The following is a 15823-nucleotide window of genomic DNA, read 5'->3' on the forward strand; positions in this document are numbered from 1 at the left end:
GTGTGCCGCGCTCGGTGTCCCGGTACACCGTGGGACCGTGACGGCAGTGCCGGTCCGGGTGCCGGGCTTCCGGCGTGGTGGCGGGGCAGCTCCCGCGCCGGCCGTCGGGGTGGTCGCGCGTGCCCGGTAGTCGCGGACAGCGGTGGAGGGGCGGTGGATGGCTATCGTGGAGCATGTGGTCCTGCTTGCTCTGATGCTGTTCACAGTGGTTGCGGCCATCACCGGACTCGTGGTGGCGGGTGTCTCTTCCGGGATCGATCACGCGGTACACGAAGGAGTTCTCGATCGGCGTGGCGAACCGCTCACCACGATCGCCACCGTTGTCACCCATGCCGGGGGGTCGGTGGCCATGTGGACGCTTGCCGTCCTCACCTGCGGATTCCTGTTGTGGCGGGGCCGGCGGGCCGATTTCGCGCTGGTCGCGGGGGTGGGTGCTGCCGCGGCAGTGCTGGTACCCGTGTCGAAACATGCGGTCGGCCGGCACCGACCCCCGGCCGCCGATCGACTGGTCACGGTGGGTGAGCTGGCTTTTCCCTCCGGGCACAGCGTCGGCTCGGCGGCCGTGCTCGGCGTGCTCGCCATGCTGTACTGGGTGCGGACCGGGCATCGCAGGACGGCCCACGTCGTCGTCGGCAGCGCACTGGTGTTCGTCGTACTGGTGGGGCTGTCCCGGATCTACCTGGGTGTGCACTGGGCCACGGATGTGCTCGTCGGCTGGTTGTGCGGCGCGCTACTCGTCGTTCTCGGGGCTCTGCTGCGCGGTGCTGCGGGATATCCGCTGTCGCGGCCGGACGGCCGGGCGCCCGGGGCCGGTGCCTCCGTTCCGCCCCTGCGGGCCGGAGCGCCGGGCAGCGGCCGCGGTTGAGAACGGGTTCTCAACCATTTCGTTCCAACGGGAGCCCGGCCGCACGCCATCCCGCTACACCCCCGTCGAGGCTGTAGGCGGTATGCCCGGTACGGCGTGCGGTCGCGGCGAAGCGCCGGGAGATATCGCCGGTGGGGCAGGTGAAAACCACCGGGTGTGTCCGGGAGAACGGTGTGCCGTGCGCGAACAGCGCGGTGAGCTGGTCGTCGGGGATGTTGACGGCGCCCGGGATATGCGCGATGCGATAGGCCATGGCACCCCGGGTGTCGACCACGACCGGCCGTTCGGTGGCGGCCAGTTCGGCCAGCTCGGCCGGTGTGAGCAGGGGAGCGGCGGCGATCTCCGTGGGCTCCGGCGCGATGTGCTCACCGGTACGGCCGAACAATTCGGGGCGGCGCTGCCGGATATAGGAGAGATAGGGCTCGAGCCGATCACAGATGATGATCACCGCCACCACGGGTGCCCCGCCCCGGTGGGGCCGGCCCAGCACCTCGCGCGCGGCGGCGTAGGCCGCGCCACTGGTCGGACCGGCCAGCACCCCGTGACCGGTGGCGAGTTCGAGGGTCGCCTCTATCGCCGGACCGGATTCCACGGTGACGATCTCATCGTAGAAATCCGGCTGGAACAGGCCCACTTCCCACATCTCCCGTTCCGAGCGGATACCCGGAATGAAATCGCTACGCTCCGACACCACCGCGACCGTGCGCAGTTCGGGATGGTATTTCCGGAGATAGGTTCCCGTACCGCGGGTCGATCCGGTGGTACCCAGACCACCGAACAGGTAATCGATGCGCTCGATTCCCGCTGCGGTGAGGTCGTCGTGGATCTCGCGGCCGGTCCCGTCGTGATGCGCCGCGATGTTCTTTTCGCTCGTGTACTGCGACAGATGCCGGAACCGGCCCGGCTCGGCGGCCAGGGCGGCATCGATCGCGGCGTAGACGTCGTTCGGTGTGGTCGGGTCCGGGCATTCCGACAGGCCGGGTAGTTCGACGATCTCGGTGCCGAACAGGCGGAGCAGATCCCGTACCTCACCCACCTTGATCCGGTTGGTCATGGCGCGCAGACCGATCCCGTGGATCGCCCCGAGTATCCGCAGCGCCTTGGCGGTGTTCCCGCTGGAGGCCTCGATCAGTGTGCGGTCCTCGGCGCGCAGGGTTTCGAGTTCGTCCCGCAACATGGCCCAGGCCACCCGGTCCTTCACCGAACCGAACGGGTTCTGCGATTCCAGTTTGGCGTAGAGTTCGACGCCGTCGAGCCGGTGCACGGCCGGATCGAGGCGGAGCAGGGGAGTATCACCGATCAGTTCGGTGATGTGCCGGTAGATCGTCACGAAACCTCGGGTGTGTCCGACCCCGTGCCGGGGTGCGCTGGCCGGTACTCGGCGTCGGGGGTTGTCCGGAAGCGACCGTCACGCTGGTGAACAGCCACTTTTTCCGGTAGCGGGTGCATAGCGGCCATCGCTGCCGACAAATCCATGTGGTAGGCCGCCGTATTGGGGAAAACCAGCAGATCACCGGGCCGCGGCCGCCACGGCAGCCGGACCGTACGGGTACTGATGAGATCACGCTCGAGGCACAACCGGCCGGCCAGGAAAGCCCCGACCGGTTCCGCTTCCGGAGCCGGCGTCCGGCCCGCCAACAGCAGTGGATCGACCATCACTTCCTGATCGGCCGGGGTCACCGTGTCCCGGCTCAGATCCACGTGTACGAGCAGGGCGCCGTCGGCGGCCTCTTTGACGAACTCGACGCCGGCCACCGTGAGCCCGGTATGGTCGGCGAGGGCTTTGCCCGGTTCCAGCCACAGGTCGAGCAGGTTGTCGGCGATCACCCGGGAGATACTGCGCCCACCGTGCCGCTCCAACGGCGCGGCGAGGAATTCGGCCAGCATATCCGTGGCGGGAACGGTATTGGCGTACTTGTGGAACACCGGTGTACCGCGTACCGCACTACCTTCCACGTGGTAACCGAAGGTGTTGTCACCCCAGCTCATGCGGCTCCCTGATCCGGCGAGCGCGGCGCGTAGGCGGTGTGTGTATTCGTCGAACCGGGTCACGTCGGCGGTGAACACCTGCCGCAGGCCACCCCCGATGTCCAGAACCGACGGCATCAGGTCGTGGGCGTAGGCACGTTCCAGCAAGGCCAAGCAGGTTTCGGCCGCCCGCACACGTTCGGTGATCTCGCCCGTGTCCAAGTGGAAGGCCAGGCCGCGGAAATCCAGTCGGTTCCGCTGCCCGGCCAGCGTCGCCAGTGCCCGTTCCACCCGGTGCACGGGGATCCCGAATCTGCTCATCTGCGAACCGGGGAACCCACTCACCCGCAGCAGGACGGGCACGGGGGCGGCTGTTGCGGCGAGCCCGGCCAGTGTCTCGAGTTCCCACTCGTTGTCGACATTCACCGTCACCCCGGCGTCCGCCGATTTCCGTAACAGCGGTTCGCCTTTCGGACCGGTCACTTCGATACGGTGGGGTGGGAAGCCGGCCGAGAGCGCTGATTCCAGTTCTTCCGCCGAGGCCACGTCCACGGCGATACCCCGTGCCGCCGCCGTGCGGACCAGCGCGCGGGAACGGTTCACTTTATGGGCGTAACAGATGCGGTAACCCACGCGCGCATCGTCGAGAACAGCGCTCAGCCGGTCCAGATTCCGCTCGAAGACCTGTGGGAACAGCAGGTGTACGGGAGTGCCGAAGCGGTCCAGTAGCCGGTCGAGGGCCGCGCGCTCGTCCAGGAATTCGCGTACGAGCGGGTCCCAGTACGCCGGTAACGCGGGCGGGGCGTCCACCGCGGGCGTCACGGTGCGCTCGGCCGTGTCGCAGGGGTGGCGTCGCATGGTCGATCCGGTCTTCCCGGCGGCGGTCCCGGCCGGTCGGTAACGGGGTTGTAGCCGCCGTCACGTAATGCCTCGAAGGCGCGGGCCCTGTTGCGCGGGCTACGGAATTCCGCTGTCACCCGTTTGGCGTCGAGATCGATCTCCAGCACCCGGATATCCATGGATTCCAGCACCCCGCCGATCGTCCGGACGCAGTGTTTACACGTCATATCGGGGACATAGAAGACCCGATCCTCTCGGGCGACGGGCCCATCGTCTTCGTGGTCGGCCGCCGGTACGGCAACGGTGGTGCACCGGGGGACGATATCGGTGAAAGTATCGACGAAACGCCGCACCACGACGGGCAGCACGCTGTAATTCTCTCCGTCGATCCGATGTGTCATCGCGGCCAGGCACGCCGGATGTTCGCCTGCGGGCAGGAGTGCGTACTGCCGGGAGATCAGATCCAGGTCGTCGTGGTAGCGGGCGATCGCCTCCGCGACGGTCGAGCCCTCCTCGGTGGTGGCCCGGTGCATCACCCGATGGGCGTCGGCGATGGTGGCCTCCTTCATAGCGCGCAGAGTGGCCACGGAGCCGGTGGAATAGCGCAGTGAACCGTCCGGTCGTACCCGCAGGGTCACTGGGATCATGCCGCGCCGGTAGGTGGAGGCCTGCAGTTCCCAGAACCATCGGGTGGCGACAGCGGTGAATATCCCGGAATCCAGCATCCGGCGGGCGAATTCGGCAGCCGTACGGTACGGGGTCTGCCCGGCCAGCAGGGCGTGCTGGGCCAGGGCCCGCCCGGCGGATTCCACACCGACCCGGAGAATATCGAGGGGATCGTGGTCGGTGGTGGTGCCCGCGAGTACGCCGAGTTCGCCGGGGCCGAGCCGCGAAATCCGCTCGGCCAGCGCGGAATCGGCTTCCATATCCCGCCAGAGGGCGAGAACGGTCTCACGTACGGCGATCGGCATGGACGGACCTGTTCCGTCGGTACGGTAGAACCCCGTATTCGGCACCCCGGCACTGTCGGTCCAGGTCATCCGGTGGGTCGCGGAGGTGACCTCCGCGGCGCGGCAGGGCCGCATGAAGCGTTCCAGATACAGTCGCTGCGAGAGCGTGAGGTGGCTGTCCGTATCGGGCCGGAGCGGTGTGGCGGTGTACTCGAACCGCAGATCGCGGGCGGGCTCGCGCGGTGCGAACAATCCCGGGCGGGCCAGTTCGGCCAGGACCTGCGCGGCGGCCCGGCGGTCGTACCGGGCCGCGCCGGTGTCCACGGGGGCACTGGTTTCGGTGTTCATCGCAGCTCCTCGGCCAAGGCGCGGATACGGCCGGTGAATCGGTCGATATCGTCGAGCCCGTTGTAGACGTGGGTACTCACCCGCACCGACTCGGGATCACCGGCGGTCTCGGGTACGCAGTGTGTTCCGGTGCGGACGAGGAAGCCGTATTCGGCGAGTACGAAGCCGAGGTCGGCCGCGGAGATCCCGTCGAGGGTGAACGAGACGATGCCGTGGCCACCGTGCTCGCCGTCGTATGCGGGGCCGGGGAGGAAGACCAGGCCCGGGACGTCCCGTAATCCACCGATCAACCGGACGGTCAGCGCACGGTTGTGGGCCGCGATCGCGGACATACCGTAGGACTCGAGGACCTCGAGCGCCGTACCGAGCGCGAGGATGCCCGCGATGTTCGGCGTGCCGCCCTCCAGCAGGCCGGGCATCCGGCCTCCGGTGACACCGCCGGGGCCGAGCTGCGCGTCCGTGCCACCACCCGGGAGGAACGGACGCAGTTCGGAGTGCGTGCGGCGGTGACAGTACAGGACACCGGTACCGGGCGCGGCGAACATCTTGTGCGCCGCGAAGGCCGCGAAATCGGCTCCCAGCGCCGTCACGTCCACCGGTAGATGACCACCGCTCTGGCTGCAGTCGATACACAACCGGACCCGCTCGGGGATGCGCGAACGGATTTCTTCCAGGGTGGTGACCGCCCCGAACACATGGTGCAGATGGGTGACGGTGAGCAGTCGCGTCCGCGGGCTCAGTTTCTCGGCGATATCGGCGATATCGGCTTGCCCCGCACCGGTGACCCGATAGGGCACCAGTTCTATTCGGCGCCCGAATCCGGCCAGCGTATCCCGGAGCAGGTGCCACGGGTGGATATTGGCGGCGTGATCCCGCGGGCTGTAGAGGATCTCGTCGCCGTCGCGGAGGGCGCTTTGTCCCCACGCCAGCGCGACGGCGTTGAGCGCGGCCGTCGCACCACCGGTGAAAACGATTTCGTCCGGATGGTCCGCGCCGATGAAACGTGCTGTGCGGGTGCGGACCTCGGTGATACGCCGGGTGAGGGAGGTGGCCCACGGATAGGTACCGCGGGCCGCGTTGGCAGTGGCCCGGGCATGGTAGTCGTGAACGGTATCGATAACCGCCTGCGGTTTCTGCGTCGTCGCCGCACTGTCGAGGTAGATCTCGGCGGCGGTGGTCAAGGCCGGGAAGGCGGCGCGCGTATCCGGCGGAAGCAGGCCGGATTCGCCGGCCGCGAAACGGGTGGGGGTCGAAGGGGCCGGTCGGCGCAGAGATGATCCCATGGCGATCGTTCCTTCCACCGAACCGTCCGGACTGCGAACAACGATACTCATTATCGGTATTTCCGCCCAGTGCGCTTGCCGGGCAGTCGGTTTCGCCGGGCCTCGTGGCAGTGGCCGGTGGCGCCGGTCCGGAATTGTCGGTGGCCGGCGCTAGGATGCGCCCATGGCTCTCACCGTGGAAGAACGCCGGATGTTCCTGGCCGAACCGCATATCGGTGCGCTCTCGGTCTCCGCGGGGGCGGATCGCGGTCCGCTCACGGTACCGATCTGGTATCAGTACACGCCGGGTGCGGAATTGTGGGTGCTCACCGGCCTGGAGTCGGTGAAGATGCGCCGGATCCGGGCGGCGGGGCGATTCACTCTGATGGTGGAACGCATCGAGCCGACGGTCCGCTACGTCAGCGTGGAGGGCCCGGTCACCCGGACGGAACCGCTCACCGACGCGCGGCACCGGGAGATGGCCGCGCGTTACCTTCCCGCCGAGCAAGTGGACGAGTACCTCGCTCGGGCGGTCGGGTTCGGCGAGCAGGTCGCGGTTTTCATGCGGCCCGAGCACTGGTTGTCCGCCGATCTGGGCTGAGGCGCACCTGTGGCGCGGGAGCCCGATGTTTCGGGGGGCGACGGACTCAGTACCCGCCCTGGAGGTATTCCACCAGCTGTTCGCGTTCGGTCGTGAGCTCGGACAGGGCGCTCTTGACGACGTCGCCGATGCTCACGATCCCGGCCAGCCTCCCCCCGGAGAGCACGGGGAGGTGCCGTACGCGATGTTCGGTCATGATGGCGCGAAGCCCGTCGACCCGGTCGTCGGGTGTACAGGTGCGTACTTCGGTGGTCATGATCCGGGATACCGGGGCATCCAGTAGCGCGGGGCCGTGCCGGTGCAGGGCACGGACGATATCGCGTTCGGAGACTATTCCGTCGATACGGCTACCGTCGGGCGAGACGACCGCAGCGCCGATATTGTGCTCTACCAGCAGTGCGAGCAGGACGCGGATCTCGGCCTCGCGCCGGATGGTCGTCACGGCGCTGCCCTTGGTGCGGAGTATGTCGGCGATTCGCATGGTCACCATCCACATGAGCGCGGGATTCCAGAATCCCGCGTCCGGCGTCGGAAAGCCAGCACGAATCGGCATCGGCCGCGACGTGCCCCGGTGGGCGGCTATTCGTCGTCGAGTCCGGCGGAAAGATAAGCGGCGGCCGCGAGCCACTGACGGCACTGTGGACCGTGTACATCGTGGATGTGCAGGATCTCGCGCGCCTGCCGGTAGGTCAGGACCGGGGGTTCGGCGTTGCAATCGCTACCGGCGTCCGGCGCCGCATAGTGACGCAGGGATTCCGGGTGTGAACCGAGCGAATGGGCACCGGTGGCGCTTCCCAGCGCGTTCCGGTGGGGACTTCGGAATGGCTGGATCATTCGGTGGCCCCTCACGTGCGGTGGTACGGGGCGACCGGTCCGGACGGCGAATCGGCCGGAGAAAACGCTGCGTATCGCCCCTCTTGTGCGGCTGAGTTTATGTCCTCGTCGCTTACAAATGCAAGTACATCTGCAAACAACAGACGAAGTTTCGGCTCCCCGCTCGTGGCGTTTCCTCGGCGACCGTCGCCGGGGCTCGGCTTCCGGATCCGGAGGCCGAGCCGGCCGAGAGCTACGGCTTGCGCGCCACGCCGCCGTATGCGGAGACCGGACGTGCCTCACCGGTCTCGTCGCTGTCCGGTCGCCACTGTGTGATCGAGACGAAGCCCGGTTCCGCCAGTTCCAGGCCGTCGAAAACGGTGCGGATCTCGGCCCGGGGGCGCGGGGTATAGGGCGCGCCCCCGGTATCGGTGTAGTCGTGGCACAGCCGGACGTATGCGTCGCTGTCGTCGGTGCCGTCCCAGAGGACCAGGTAGCTGCCCGAGGGGGCCGCCTCAAGCACGGTGTGCACGATCCGCCGCATGTCTTCGCGGGACCGGGCGTGACCGAGCACGCCCATGAACATCACCGCCAGCGGCCGGGTGAAGTTCAGGACGTGGCGCGCATCGGCGACGATGAGTTCCGGCTGGTTGTAGTCGGCGTCGAGGTAGGTGGTGACGCCTTCGTCGGTCGTGGTGGTGAGCAGCGCGCGGGCATGCGTCAGGACCAGCGGGTCGTTGTCGACGTAGACGATCTTGGCGTCCGGGGCCACGCTCTGCGCGACCTCGTGGGTGCTCTGCATGGTGGGCAGGCCGGTGCCGATATCCAGGAACTGGCGGATCCCTTTTTCCTCGGCGAGGAACCGGACGGCACGGATGAGGAACTTCCGTGAACCGACGGCCATGGTGGTGATCTCGGGATCGATGGCGATACCCGCGTCGCCGGCGATGCGGTCGACTTCGTAGTAATCCTTGCCGCCCATCCAGTAGTTCCAGACCCGCGCGGAATGCGGGATATCGGTCCGTATCGCGGGGTGGTGATCGTCGGGCATTGCGGACTCCTCGGCGTACGTGGTCGGAAGTGTCCGGGCGTGATCGGTACCCGTCTCCCGAGAGCCGGTCGAACCGATGTCGCACTGCGACAGTACAAGATCCGGGGGCTGGCGGGTCGGTGGCCGCCATGGCGTGCCGGGTCTGTTCGGGCAGGTACCGGCGGGTTTCGGAAACGCTGTCGCCGGTATGCGGTACGCCCGAGCCGCCCCCGGAGCCCTTGGACGCGCTCTGGCGAACTTCGTGCTATCGTCTCGATGTCGGTGCAGATGCAAGAACACCTGCGAGTGCATCTGTAAGGACCGACGGTATGCGACAGTGGCGTCAGCGACCATGAGCAAGGAGTGGGTTCTATGTCGGAAGAAACCAATCAGGTGATCGGAACCTGGCGGAAGAGCACCTTCAGTAATCCGAGCGGAAACTGTGTCGAATTCGCGGAGGCGACCAACAACCTGGTCGCGGTGCGTAATTCGCGTTTCCCCGACGGCGGCGTGCTCTACTACACGCGACCCGAGATCGAAGCCTTCCTCCAGGGAGCCAAAGCGGGAGAGTTCGACGACCTGGCGGGCTGAGGGGTACGATGGGCCGTCGGCGTGGTGCGCACTGGGCTGGTGAGTGGCGCACCGTGGGTTAACCCGAAAGCGGAGACGACTCCATGATCGCAGAGCCCGAGAAACGTGGCGGCGTGCAACCCGTTGAGGCGGAACGTGGCCCTACGGTTCTACGTATCGCGCTCGGTGGCCAATTACGAAAACTACGTGAGAGCAAGAAGATCACTCGAGAAGCCGCGGGAGATGCGATCCGCGGCTCCCATGCCAAGATCAGCCGGCTCGAACTGGGCCGGACGAGTTTCAAAGAGCGGGATATCCGGGATCTGCTGACGCTGTACGGCGTCACCGATTCCGAGGAACGGGAAAGCTTTCTCGAACTCGCGCGTAAAGCCAACGAGCCGGGATGGTGGCATCGCTACGGTGATCTGCTGCCATCCTGGTTCGGTACGTATCTGGGCCTGGAGCAGGCGGCGAGCAAGATCCGTACCTATGAATCGCATTTGGTGCCCGGATTGCTGCAGACCCCCGACTACGCCCGGGCGGTGGTGACTCTCGGTTACCAGGATGCCGATACCGATCGGCGGGTGGCATTCCGGCAGCGCCGGCAGGAAATCCTGCACCGCGCCGATCCCCCGGTGATATGGGCGGTGATCGACGAAGCCGCCCTGCACCGGCCGGTCGGCGGGGCGCGGGTGCACCGGGCGCAGATGGAGCATCTGCTGGAGCTGACCCGGTTGCCGAATGTGACGATCCAGGTGGTCCCGTTCTCCGCGGGCGAACATGCCGCGGCGGGAAGTTCTTTCACCATTCTCCGCTTCGCGGAAGCCGAACTACCCGATATCGTCTACCTCGAACAGTTGACGAGCGCTTTGTATTTGGACCGGCGTGAGGATTTGGCGCTCTACCTGTCGGTGATGGACCGGTTGAGCGTGCAGGCGGCACCGCCGGAAGCATCGCGAAGGATCATCGCCGACTACACCAAGGGTCTGTAGCACCGGAGAACACCGAACCACCGGCTCGATATCGAGCCGGTGGTTCGATGCTGTGCTCAGGCCCGGATGAAGGTCGACGCCACCCGCCAGAATGTATCCGGTTGCAGGCACCGGAAGTCCCAATCGTCGGCGAGGGCGTGCGCCGTGGTGACGATCTGTTCTATATCGAAATCATCACGAGTGGCCGCGCCGGTGGACTCGATCGCGTCTATGACGAATTCGACGGCGGTCTCGCGTGTCGAATCGCTGAGGGTGCGGCCCTGGTGGACGCCGAATGTACTCATATCAATACCGTTCGCCGGCTTGCCGATCGGGGCGGGATCGATGGTGGCCGAATGGCTACCGAGACGAGTCGTGCTCACCGGGCTGTCTCGCAGCTGTGGCAGTAAACCACCGGCGAACGTCGATATCGGCTCACTCACGCGGCCTCCCTTGCGTTCCCCTGGATAGGGGTGTGGGAAGAGTCTAGGCCGGGAGTGCTTTCAAATGCAAGTACATCTGCACGATCGATTCTTGTCTCCGAACGGATTTCGAGAGCGTCCGTCAGTTCGCCAGTGCCGCGACGGCCGCTTCGATCGGCGTATCACCGGAGACGAGTTCCACGGTCCGGCCGACGGTATGGTTCGCCTCGAGCAGTTCGGCCAGTACCGCGGCGACGTCCGCGCGCGGGATATCGCCGCGCTCCAGCCGCGGTGGGGCGAGGGTGACGGTTCCGGTGCCGGGGGTATCGAGAAGCCGGCCCGGGCGCAGGATGGTCCAGTCCAGGTCGCGTGCGCGCAGATCGTCCTCGGCCTGAGTTTTGGCATCGAGATAGGCGGCCCACACCTCGTCGGTGCCCGCCGCCGGCGGCAGGCCCGTGCCCATGGCCGAAATCTGCAGGAAGCGACGGGTTCCCACCTGCTGAGCGGCTTCGGCGAGCAGTACCGAACCGTCGCGGTCGACAGTGTACTTACGGGCCGCCCCACTGCCGGGTCCGGCGCCTGCCGCGAAAACCACGGCGTCCGCACCCTGTACGGTCGCGGCGAGGTCGGTGACCACGGCGTGCTCCAGATCGAGCACCACCGGTTCCGCGCCGGTCGCGTAGACCTCCCCGGCATGTGCGGGATCGCGGATCAGCGCGATGACGCTGTGTCCCCGCCCGGTGAGCAGTTCGGCGAGCAGGAGGGCGATCTTGCCGTGCCCGCCGGCGATGACGATACGCATTCGGGTTTCCTTTCGTCTCAGCGTTCGGGGCCGCCGGGATTGCAGGCGGCTTCGACGGTCGCGTCGTATCCCACCGGCGGTCGCCACGGTTCCAGGTTCCAGGTGGGTTTGTCCGGGGCCACGAGCCGGGCCCACTCCCAGTGGCAGCGGAACTGCTCCCACATACCCGGTGTGGCGGCGGTGGGGTCCGCAGCGCGTATCTCCGCCCAGGCCCGCAGGTCGGCGCCCGGAAAGGTGGTCGCGCGCCCGGCCTCGGTGGGATACACCAGGAGCCGGGAGCCGTCGGCGTTGTGGGTCCATTCGATATGGTCGATCAACGGCAGGCCCGCATGGGGATCGATGGCCGGCACCGGGGTATGCGCCGCGGTACTCGTCCCGGCGGTGGCCGGGGTGGTGGCCGGCGCGGGTGCCCTCGCCGGCGGAGCGTGCGGCGCGGGGCTACCGCACCCGGACAGGAAGGCGGTCAGAACCGCGAATATGCCGAGAGCGCGGACCGTCGGGTCGATCGGCATACCACGCTCCTGGGCTCGGTTCCGCCGGTTTCTCGTACCGGCCGCACCCGAGCCTAGAGGGTGCGGTGGCCCCGGTGGTTCAGCGCCACAGGCTGTGGCAGGGTAGACGGCGCAACCCGGGTCTGATCTCGTTGTCCACGGTGACGGTGAGTCCCCGGTGCGCGGCGGCGGAGGTGAACTCCCAGGCTTCGGTATGCGTGGCGGCGTATTCCAGGACGAGCGGCCTGCCCGGGGTGGTCCCCTCGAAGTAGACCGTTACCCGTCGGGTGAGCGTATCGGAGGCGCTGTCGGCTGTGGCGGGTGTCGTGGCGTCCAAGATCCGCTTCTCCTTCCGCACAGCGTCACCGTAGACGCCGTTGTGTGTAACAGTAGGTTCAGACCATGGGTGAGAACATGTTCCGGTGATGGCTCTGGGGAATTCACAGGTCCCGATGGCCCGCCTCGGGGGGTTTCACGATGGATGCGGACCGGCGGACGTGGGCGCGGTGCGGTCCGGTTCCCTGCCGTATCACCGCCGGTCCCGGGGTCGGCGTGGTGAGCGATCGGACGTGAATGTCGTTCGCGCCACGAGTGTTTCATTTGGTCTCCGGTACCGCTTCCATGCGAAACTCGAATAATGGGTGCTGCTTCTGGGATGCGATGGGCGGAGACGAAGGCCTCGACCGGGTCGGGGTCCACGGTGGAGGGCGGGCCCACCGTATTGCGTATGGTGCTCGGTGGTCGCCTCCGGCGGTTGCGCGAGGCCAGCGGGCTGTCTCGGGAGCAGGCCGGTGACCACATTCGCGGATCCGATTCTAAGATCAGCCGGCTCGAGCTCGGCCGCACCAGTATCCGGGAGCGGGATCTGGTGGATCTCCTCGAGCTGTACGGGGTGACCGACGCCGAGGAATTGGAGGCGTTCCAGCAACTGGCTCGTCAGGCGAACACCTCCGGATGGTGGCATCGCGACAACGACTGGCTGCCCAAATGGTTCGATATGTACCTGGGGCTGGAGCAGGCGGCGCAGGTGATCCGCTGTTATGAACCGCGTGCGGTACCGGAGCTGCTACAAACTCCCGAGTACGCGCGCGCTCTGCTGACTCTCGCGCATCCGGGAGCGCCGGAAGACGCCATCGACCGGCGGGTGGCGCTGCGGATGCGCCGGCAGCATATTCTGACCCGGGCGCACCCGCCGCATCTCTGGCTGATCGTGGAGGAAGCGGCTCTGACCCGTCGTATCGGTGGGTCGCGGGTCTGGGGGGCTCAGATGGATCAGCTGCTGGCGGTGGCCGAGCAACCGCATATCACCGTGCAGATACTGGCCGATCATGTCGGTGGCCCGGCGTTGGCCGACGGCGCCTTCACCTATCTCCGGTTCGCCGAGGCCGATCTTCCCGATATCGTCTACCTGCAGCAGCTCACCGGAGCGCTGTACCTGGACAAACAAGCCGACCTGGATGCGTACCGGGCGGTTGCCAACCAGCTGTCGGTGCACGCGGCGCCGCCGGAGTACACACCCGGTCTGCTCTCGGCGCTGCGTCGTCGGCAGCCGCGGGTCCTCGATCAGCCGGCGCGCCGGGAACCCGGCCGGATGGGTCACTGAGACTCCGTCGTATCCGCGGCCTTTATGAGGCGGCACCGTCCTGCCGGCATGCGGCTCGTTATCTTCTTGTGATCGAACCCAATCCGATGCTCGCTCGCTGATGAACTGTCCGGACTCGGAAGTGATCGCCTGGGAGTGCCACCGCCGATGGTTACTCTTCGGTAGTTATGGTGGGCAGTAAGGCCGGCTCCGGAAATACCGATCTGGAAAACGAACTCGTAGCGCATCTTCGACGCTCCGACGGATATACGGGAACGCCGGAGGTGACCACTACGGTCCGGCGCTGTCTCGCCGAAGTGGCGGGGGAGCTGGCTCCGGCGCCCGACGCGCCCGTAGCGGCGCCGCTCACGGTTCTCGAGGCCGCCGCACGCTGGGCGTGTGAGGGCGTAGCGCTGGAAACCGTACTGACCGCATGCCACGACGGGGCTCGCGACGGGCTCGAATTCCTGGCCGCGCGCGGATCCGGCCCCGCTGTGGTCGACGCTGCCCGGCTGGTGGCACGGGTCGTGGAGGTGGTGACCACCGCGGTCGCGGCCGCCTACCTCGACGAGCACCGCATCGTCGCACGTGAGCATCAGACTTCCGCGCAGACGATGGTGGTCGCCCTGCTGAGCGGCCACGGTGTGGCCGCGCTGGCGAAACGGGCCGGTATCCGCGTGGCACCGGCCTATCAGATTGTGGCGCTGGCGCTTCCGCCGCATGCGGAGGAGGACGCGGGTGGGCCGGGCGCGGTGTCGGCGGCCCGCCGGAAGCTGCGCCGGGTGCAGGCAGCGCTGGGCAGACCTCTCGGTTCCCGGTCGCTGTCATTGTTGCGTGCGGACGGTGGCACAGTGCTCATTCCACTGGAATCACCCCGGGCCGACCACGGGCGGGCGGGTGCGGGGGTGATGAGTGCGGAGGTGCTGCAATTGGTGGCGGAGGCGGCGGAGGTCCAGCCGACCGCCGCGGTCACCTCGGGCCCGACCGCGGAGATCCCGGAGCTCGCCGGTCGCGCTCAAGAGGTGTTGGACCATCTCTGCGTTACGGGCCGGCCTCCGGGCCTGTATCGGATCACCGAGGACCGTGCGATCGAGGCGGACGGCGATAGGCCTCGAGCGGCGCGGTTGCGCAGATTGCAGCCGGCCGCGGGGACCGGGGGCCGGCTGCGGCCGGGGAAACCGGGGGCGGCATGAACGCGGAGGGAGACCACAGTGTTTCGGCGAGGCGTTGAGAGAAGATCCCGCTCGGCCGTACTGGCCGCGCTGGCGGTGGTGGGCACGGCCCTCACAGCCTTCCCGGCCGGTGGGGTCCCGCCCGCGGATATACCGGCGGCTCCGGCCACCGGTGACATCCGGCCCGCCGGTGGGGAACTGGTGCGTGTGGCAGTGCTCGGCAATCGGCGTATCCGGCTGTATGTTCGCTCGTCCGCCATGCGCCGGGAGATAGCGATCGATACGCTCATCGGTACCGGCCCGGCGCCGCGCCCCACGCTCTACCTGCTGGACGGGGTGGACGGCGGGCCCACCTCCGGCTGGCTGACCCGAGGCGGTGCCGCCGAATTCTTCGCCGACAAACCGGTCGACGTGGTGCTCACCACCGGTGGAACGGCCAGTATGTACGCCGATTGGCTCCGCGTGGACGCCGCGCTCGGGTTGAACCGATGGGAAACCTTCCTCACCGAGGAATTGCCCCCTGTCGTCGAGAAATACCTCGGCTCGACCGGTACTCGCGCGATCGCCGGGGTTTCCATGGGCGCGCAGGCGGCGATGATGCTCACCCAGCGTCATCAAGGCTTCTATCGCGGTGTAGCGGGTCTGAGCGGATGCTATTCCACGGCCGATCAACTGGGCCGCGCGGTCACCATCATGACCGTGGCCTCGCGCGGCGGGAATCCGGAGAATTTGTTCGGTCCGCCGGCATCACCGGAATGGCCGGCCCACGACAGCCTCCTGGGTGCGGAGCGGTTACGGGGAACACGTATCTACGTCTCGGTCGCCAACGGCGCCCCCAGTGGTGCCGCGCTCATGTCCATCGGTGACGGTCCGGAAATTCTGGCCGTCCTGCTCGGCGGTGGATCGCTGCTCGAGGCCGGGGCGCGGCTGTGCACCGAACGTCTGGCCGCGCGACTGGACGAGCTCGGGATTCCGGCCGTGATCGATTTCCTTCCCGAAGGGATGCATGCCTGGCCTGATTTCGAGGTGCAACTGCGTCGTAGCTGGCCGACATTGAGTTCGGCTCTCGGAATCCCCGTCGGCTCCTGAAGATCTCGCCGGGGCCGCACATGGCCGGAGCCGGCGGCCCCGGCCGG

Annotated in this window: 18 protein-coding genes; 7 read left to right on the forward strand and 11 right to left on the reverse strand. The window is 67.4% G+C overall.

All coding sequences use genetic code 11. The features are described 5' to 3' along the window. The first annotated feature begins 157 nt into the window (after positions 1-157). Positions 158-865: a phosphatase PAP2 family protein gene (locus ACYR7D_RS20850; RefSeq protein WP_459546214.1), complete on the forward strand. Its 708-nt coding sequence runs from the start codon at positions 158-160 to the stop codon at positions 863-865. 10 nt (positions 866-875) lie between these two features. Here the strand turns inward: ACYR7D_RS20850 and ACYR7D_RS20855 are convergent, their stop codons facing one another. From ACYR7D_RS20855 to ACYR7D_RS20870, 4 genes are read right to left on the reverse strand one after another with little or no spacing between them, the layout of a single operon-like run. Next, entirely contained in the window at positions 876-2195 is a 1320-nt protein-coding gene (locus ACYR7D_RS20855; protein ID WP_459546215.1) for a pyridoxal-phosphate dependent enzyme, read from the reverse strand. Beyond that, positions 2192-3691, reverse strand: a complete 1500-nt coding sequence (locus ACYR7D_RS20860) for an alanine racemase (protein WP_459546216.1) — start codon at positions 3689-3691, stop codon at positions 2192-2194. The genes ACYR7D_RS20855 and ACYR7D_RS20860 overlap by 4 nt, the downstream gene beginning before the upstream one ends. Next, on the reverse strand, positions 3652-4971 hold the full coding sequence (locus tag ACYR7D_RS20865) for a heavy-metal-associated domain-containing protein (RefSeq protein WP_459546217.1): 1320 nt from the start codon (positions 4969-4971) through the stop codon (positions 3652-3654). The genes ACYR7D_RS20860 and ACYR7D_RS20865 overlap by 40 nt, the downstream gene beginning before the upstream one ends. Further along, positions 4968-6305: an aminotransferase class V-fold PLP-dependent enzyme gene (locus ACYR7D_RS20870; protein WP_459546218.1), complete on the reverse strand. Its 1338-nt coding sequence runs from the start codon at positions 6303-6305 to the stop codon at positions 4968-4970. Before ACYR7D_RS20870 ends, ACYR7D_RS20865 begins: the two co-directional genes overlap by 4 nt. Before the next feature lie 112 nt (positions 6306-6417). Here ACYR7D_RS20870 and ACYR7D_RS20875 point away from each other — a divergent pair, with 112 nt between their 5' ends. Beyond that, on the forward strand, positions 6418-6834 hold the full coding sequence (locus ACYR7D_RS20875) for a pyridoxamine 5'-phosphate oxidase family protein (RefSeq protein WP_459546219.1): 417 nt from the start codon (positions 6418-6420) through the stop codon (positions 6832-6834). Between the two features lie 46 nt (positions 6835-6880). On the opposite strand, the gene ACYR7D_RS20880 is transcribed toward ACYR7D_RS20875, so the two are convergent. The 3 genes from ACYR7D_RS20880 to ACYR7D_RS20890 form a co-directional block, all read right to left on the reverse strand. Next, positions 6881-7315: a CBS domain-containing protein gene (locus ACYR7D_RS20880; protein WP_459546220.1), complete on the reverse strand. Its 435-nt coding sequence runs from the start codon at positions 7313-7315 to the stop codon at positions 6881-6883. Positions 7316-7413: 98 nt separating this feature from the next. Then, positions 7414-7668 (reverse strand): hypothetical protein, encoded by a 255-nt coding sequence (locus ACYR7D_RS20885; protein WP_459546221.1) that lies wholly within the window; start codon positions 7666-7668, stop codon positions 7414-7416. Between the two features lie 232 nt (positions 7669-7900). After that, complete coding sequence (locus ACYR7D_RS20890; protein ID WP_459546222.1) at positions 7901-8698, reverse strand: SAM-dependent methyltransferase; 798 nt, start codon at positions 8696-8698, stop codon at positions 7901-7903. Positions 8699-9049: 351 nt separating this feature from the next. Between ACYR7D_RS20890 and ACYR7D_RS20895 the strand changes: the two genes are divergently transcribed. Both ACYR7D_RS20895 and ACYR7D_RS20900 read left to right on the forward strand, forming a co-directional pair. Further along, positions 9050-9268: a DUF397 domain-containing protein gene (locus ACYR7D_RS20895; protein ID WP_459546223.1), complete on the forward strand. Its 219-nt coding sequence runs from the start codon at positions 9050-9052 to the stop codon at positions 9266-9268. Positions 9269-9351: 83 nt separating this feature from the next. Continuing rightward, positions 9352-10239: a helix-turn-helix domain-containing protein gene (locus ACYR7D_RS20900; RefSeq protein ID WP_459546224.1), complete on the forward strand. Its 888-nt coding sequence runs from the start codon at positions 9352-9354 to the stop codon at positions 10237-10239. A gap of 56 nt (positions 10240-10295) precedes the next feature. Here ACYR7D_RS20900 and ACYR7D_RS20905 read toward each other — a convergent pair whose 3' ends face one another. From ACYR7D_RS20905 to ACYR7D_RS20920, 4 genes are all read right to left on the reverse strand, one after another. Beyond that, complete coding sequence (locus ACYR7D_RS20905; protein WP_459546225.1) at positions 10296-10661, reverse strand: hypothetical protein; 366 nt, start codon at positions 10659-10661, stop codon at positions 10296-10298. A gap of 121 nt (positions 10662-10782) precedes the next feature. Then, entirely contained in the window at positions 10783-11442 is a 660-nt protein-coding gene (locus ACYR7D_RS20910) for an SDR family oxidoreductase (RefSeq protein WP_459546226.1), read from the reverse strand. Between the two features lie 17 nt (positions 11443-11459). Next, positions 11460-11954 carry a DUF2599 domain-containing protein gene (locus tag ACYR7D_RS20915; RefSeq protein WP_459546227.1) on the reverse strand — a complete coding sequence of 165 codons (495 nt, stop codon included), beginning with the start codon at positions 11952-11954 and terminating at the stop codon, positions 11460-11462. Positions 11955-12033: 79 nt separating this feature from the next. Then, the gene (locus ACYR7D_RS20920) at positions 12034-12291 is read right to left on the reverse strand and encodes a hypothetical protein (RefSeq protein WP_459546228.1); all 258 of its coding nucleotides are present in this window, start codon (positions 12289-12291) and stop codon (positions 12034-12036) included. A 369-nt stretch (positions 12292-12660) separates the two neighbouring features. On the opposite strand from ACYR7D_RS20920, the gene ACYR7D_RS20925 reads away from it, so the two are divergent. From ACYR7D_RS20925 to ACYR7D_RS20935, 3 genes are all read left to right on the forward strand, one after another. Further along, positions 12661-13536: a helix-turn-helix domain-containing protein gene (locus tag ACYR7D_RS20925; RefSeq protein WP_459550229.1), complete on the forward strand. Its 876-nt coding sequence runs from the start codon at positions 12661-12663 to the stop codon at positions 13534-13536. Positions 13537-13703: 167 nt separating this feature from the next. Next, positions 13704-14708, forward strand: coding sequence for a transcriptional regulator (locus ACYR7D_RS20930; RefSeq protein ID WP_459546229.1), 1005 nt, complete (start codon positions 13704-13706; stop codon positions 14706-14708). 18 nt (positions 14709-14726) lie between these two features. Beyond that, complete coding sequence (locus ACYR7D_RS20935; RefSeq protein ID WP_459546230.1) at positions 14727-15776, forward strand: alpha/beta hydrolase; 1050 nt, start codon at positions 14727-14729, stop codon at positions 15774-15776. Positions 15777-15823 lie beyond the last annotated feature (47 nt).

The sequence above is a fragment of the Nocardia sp. X0981 genome (assembly GCF_977089955.1).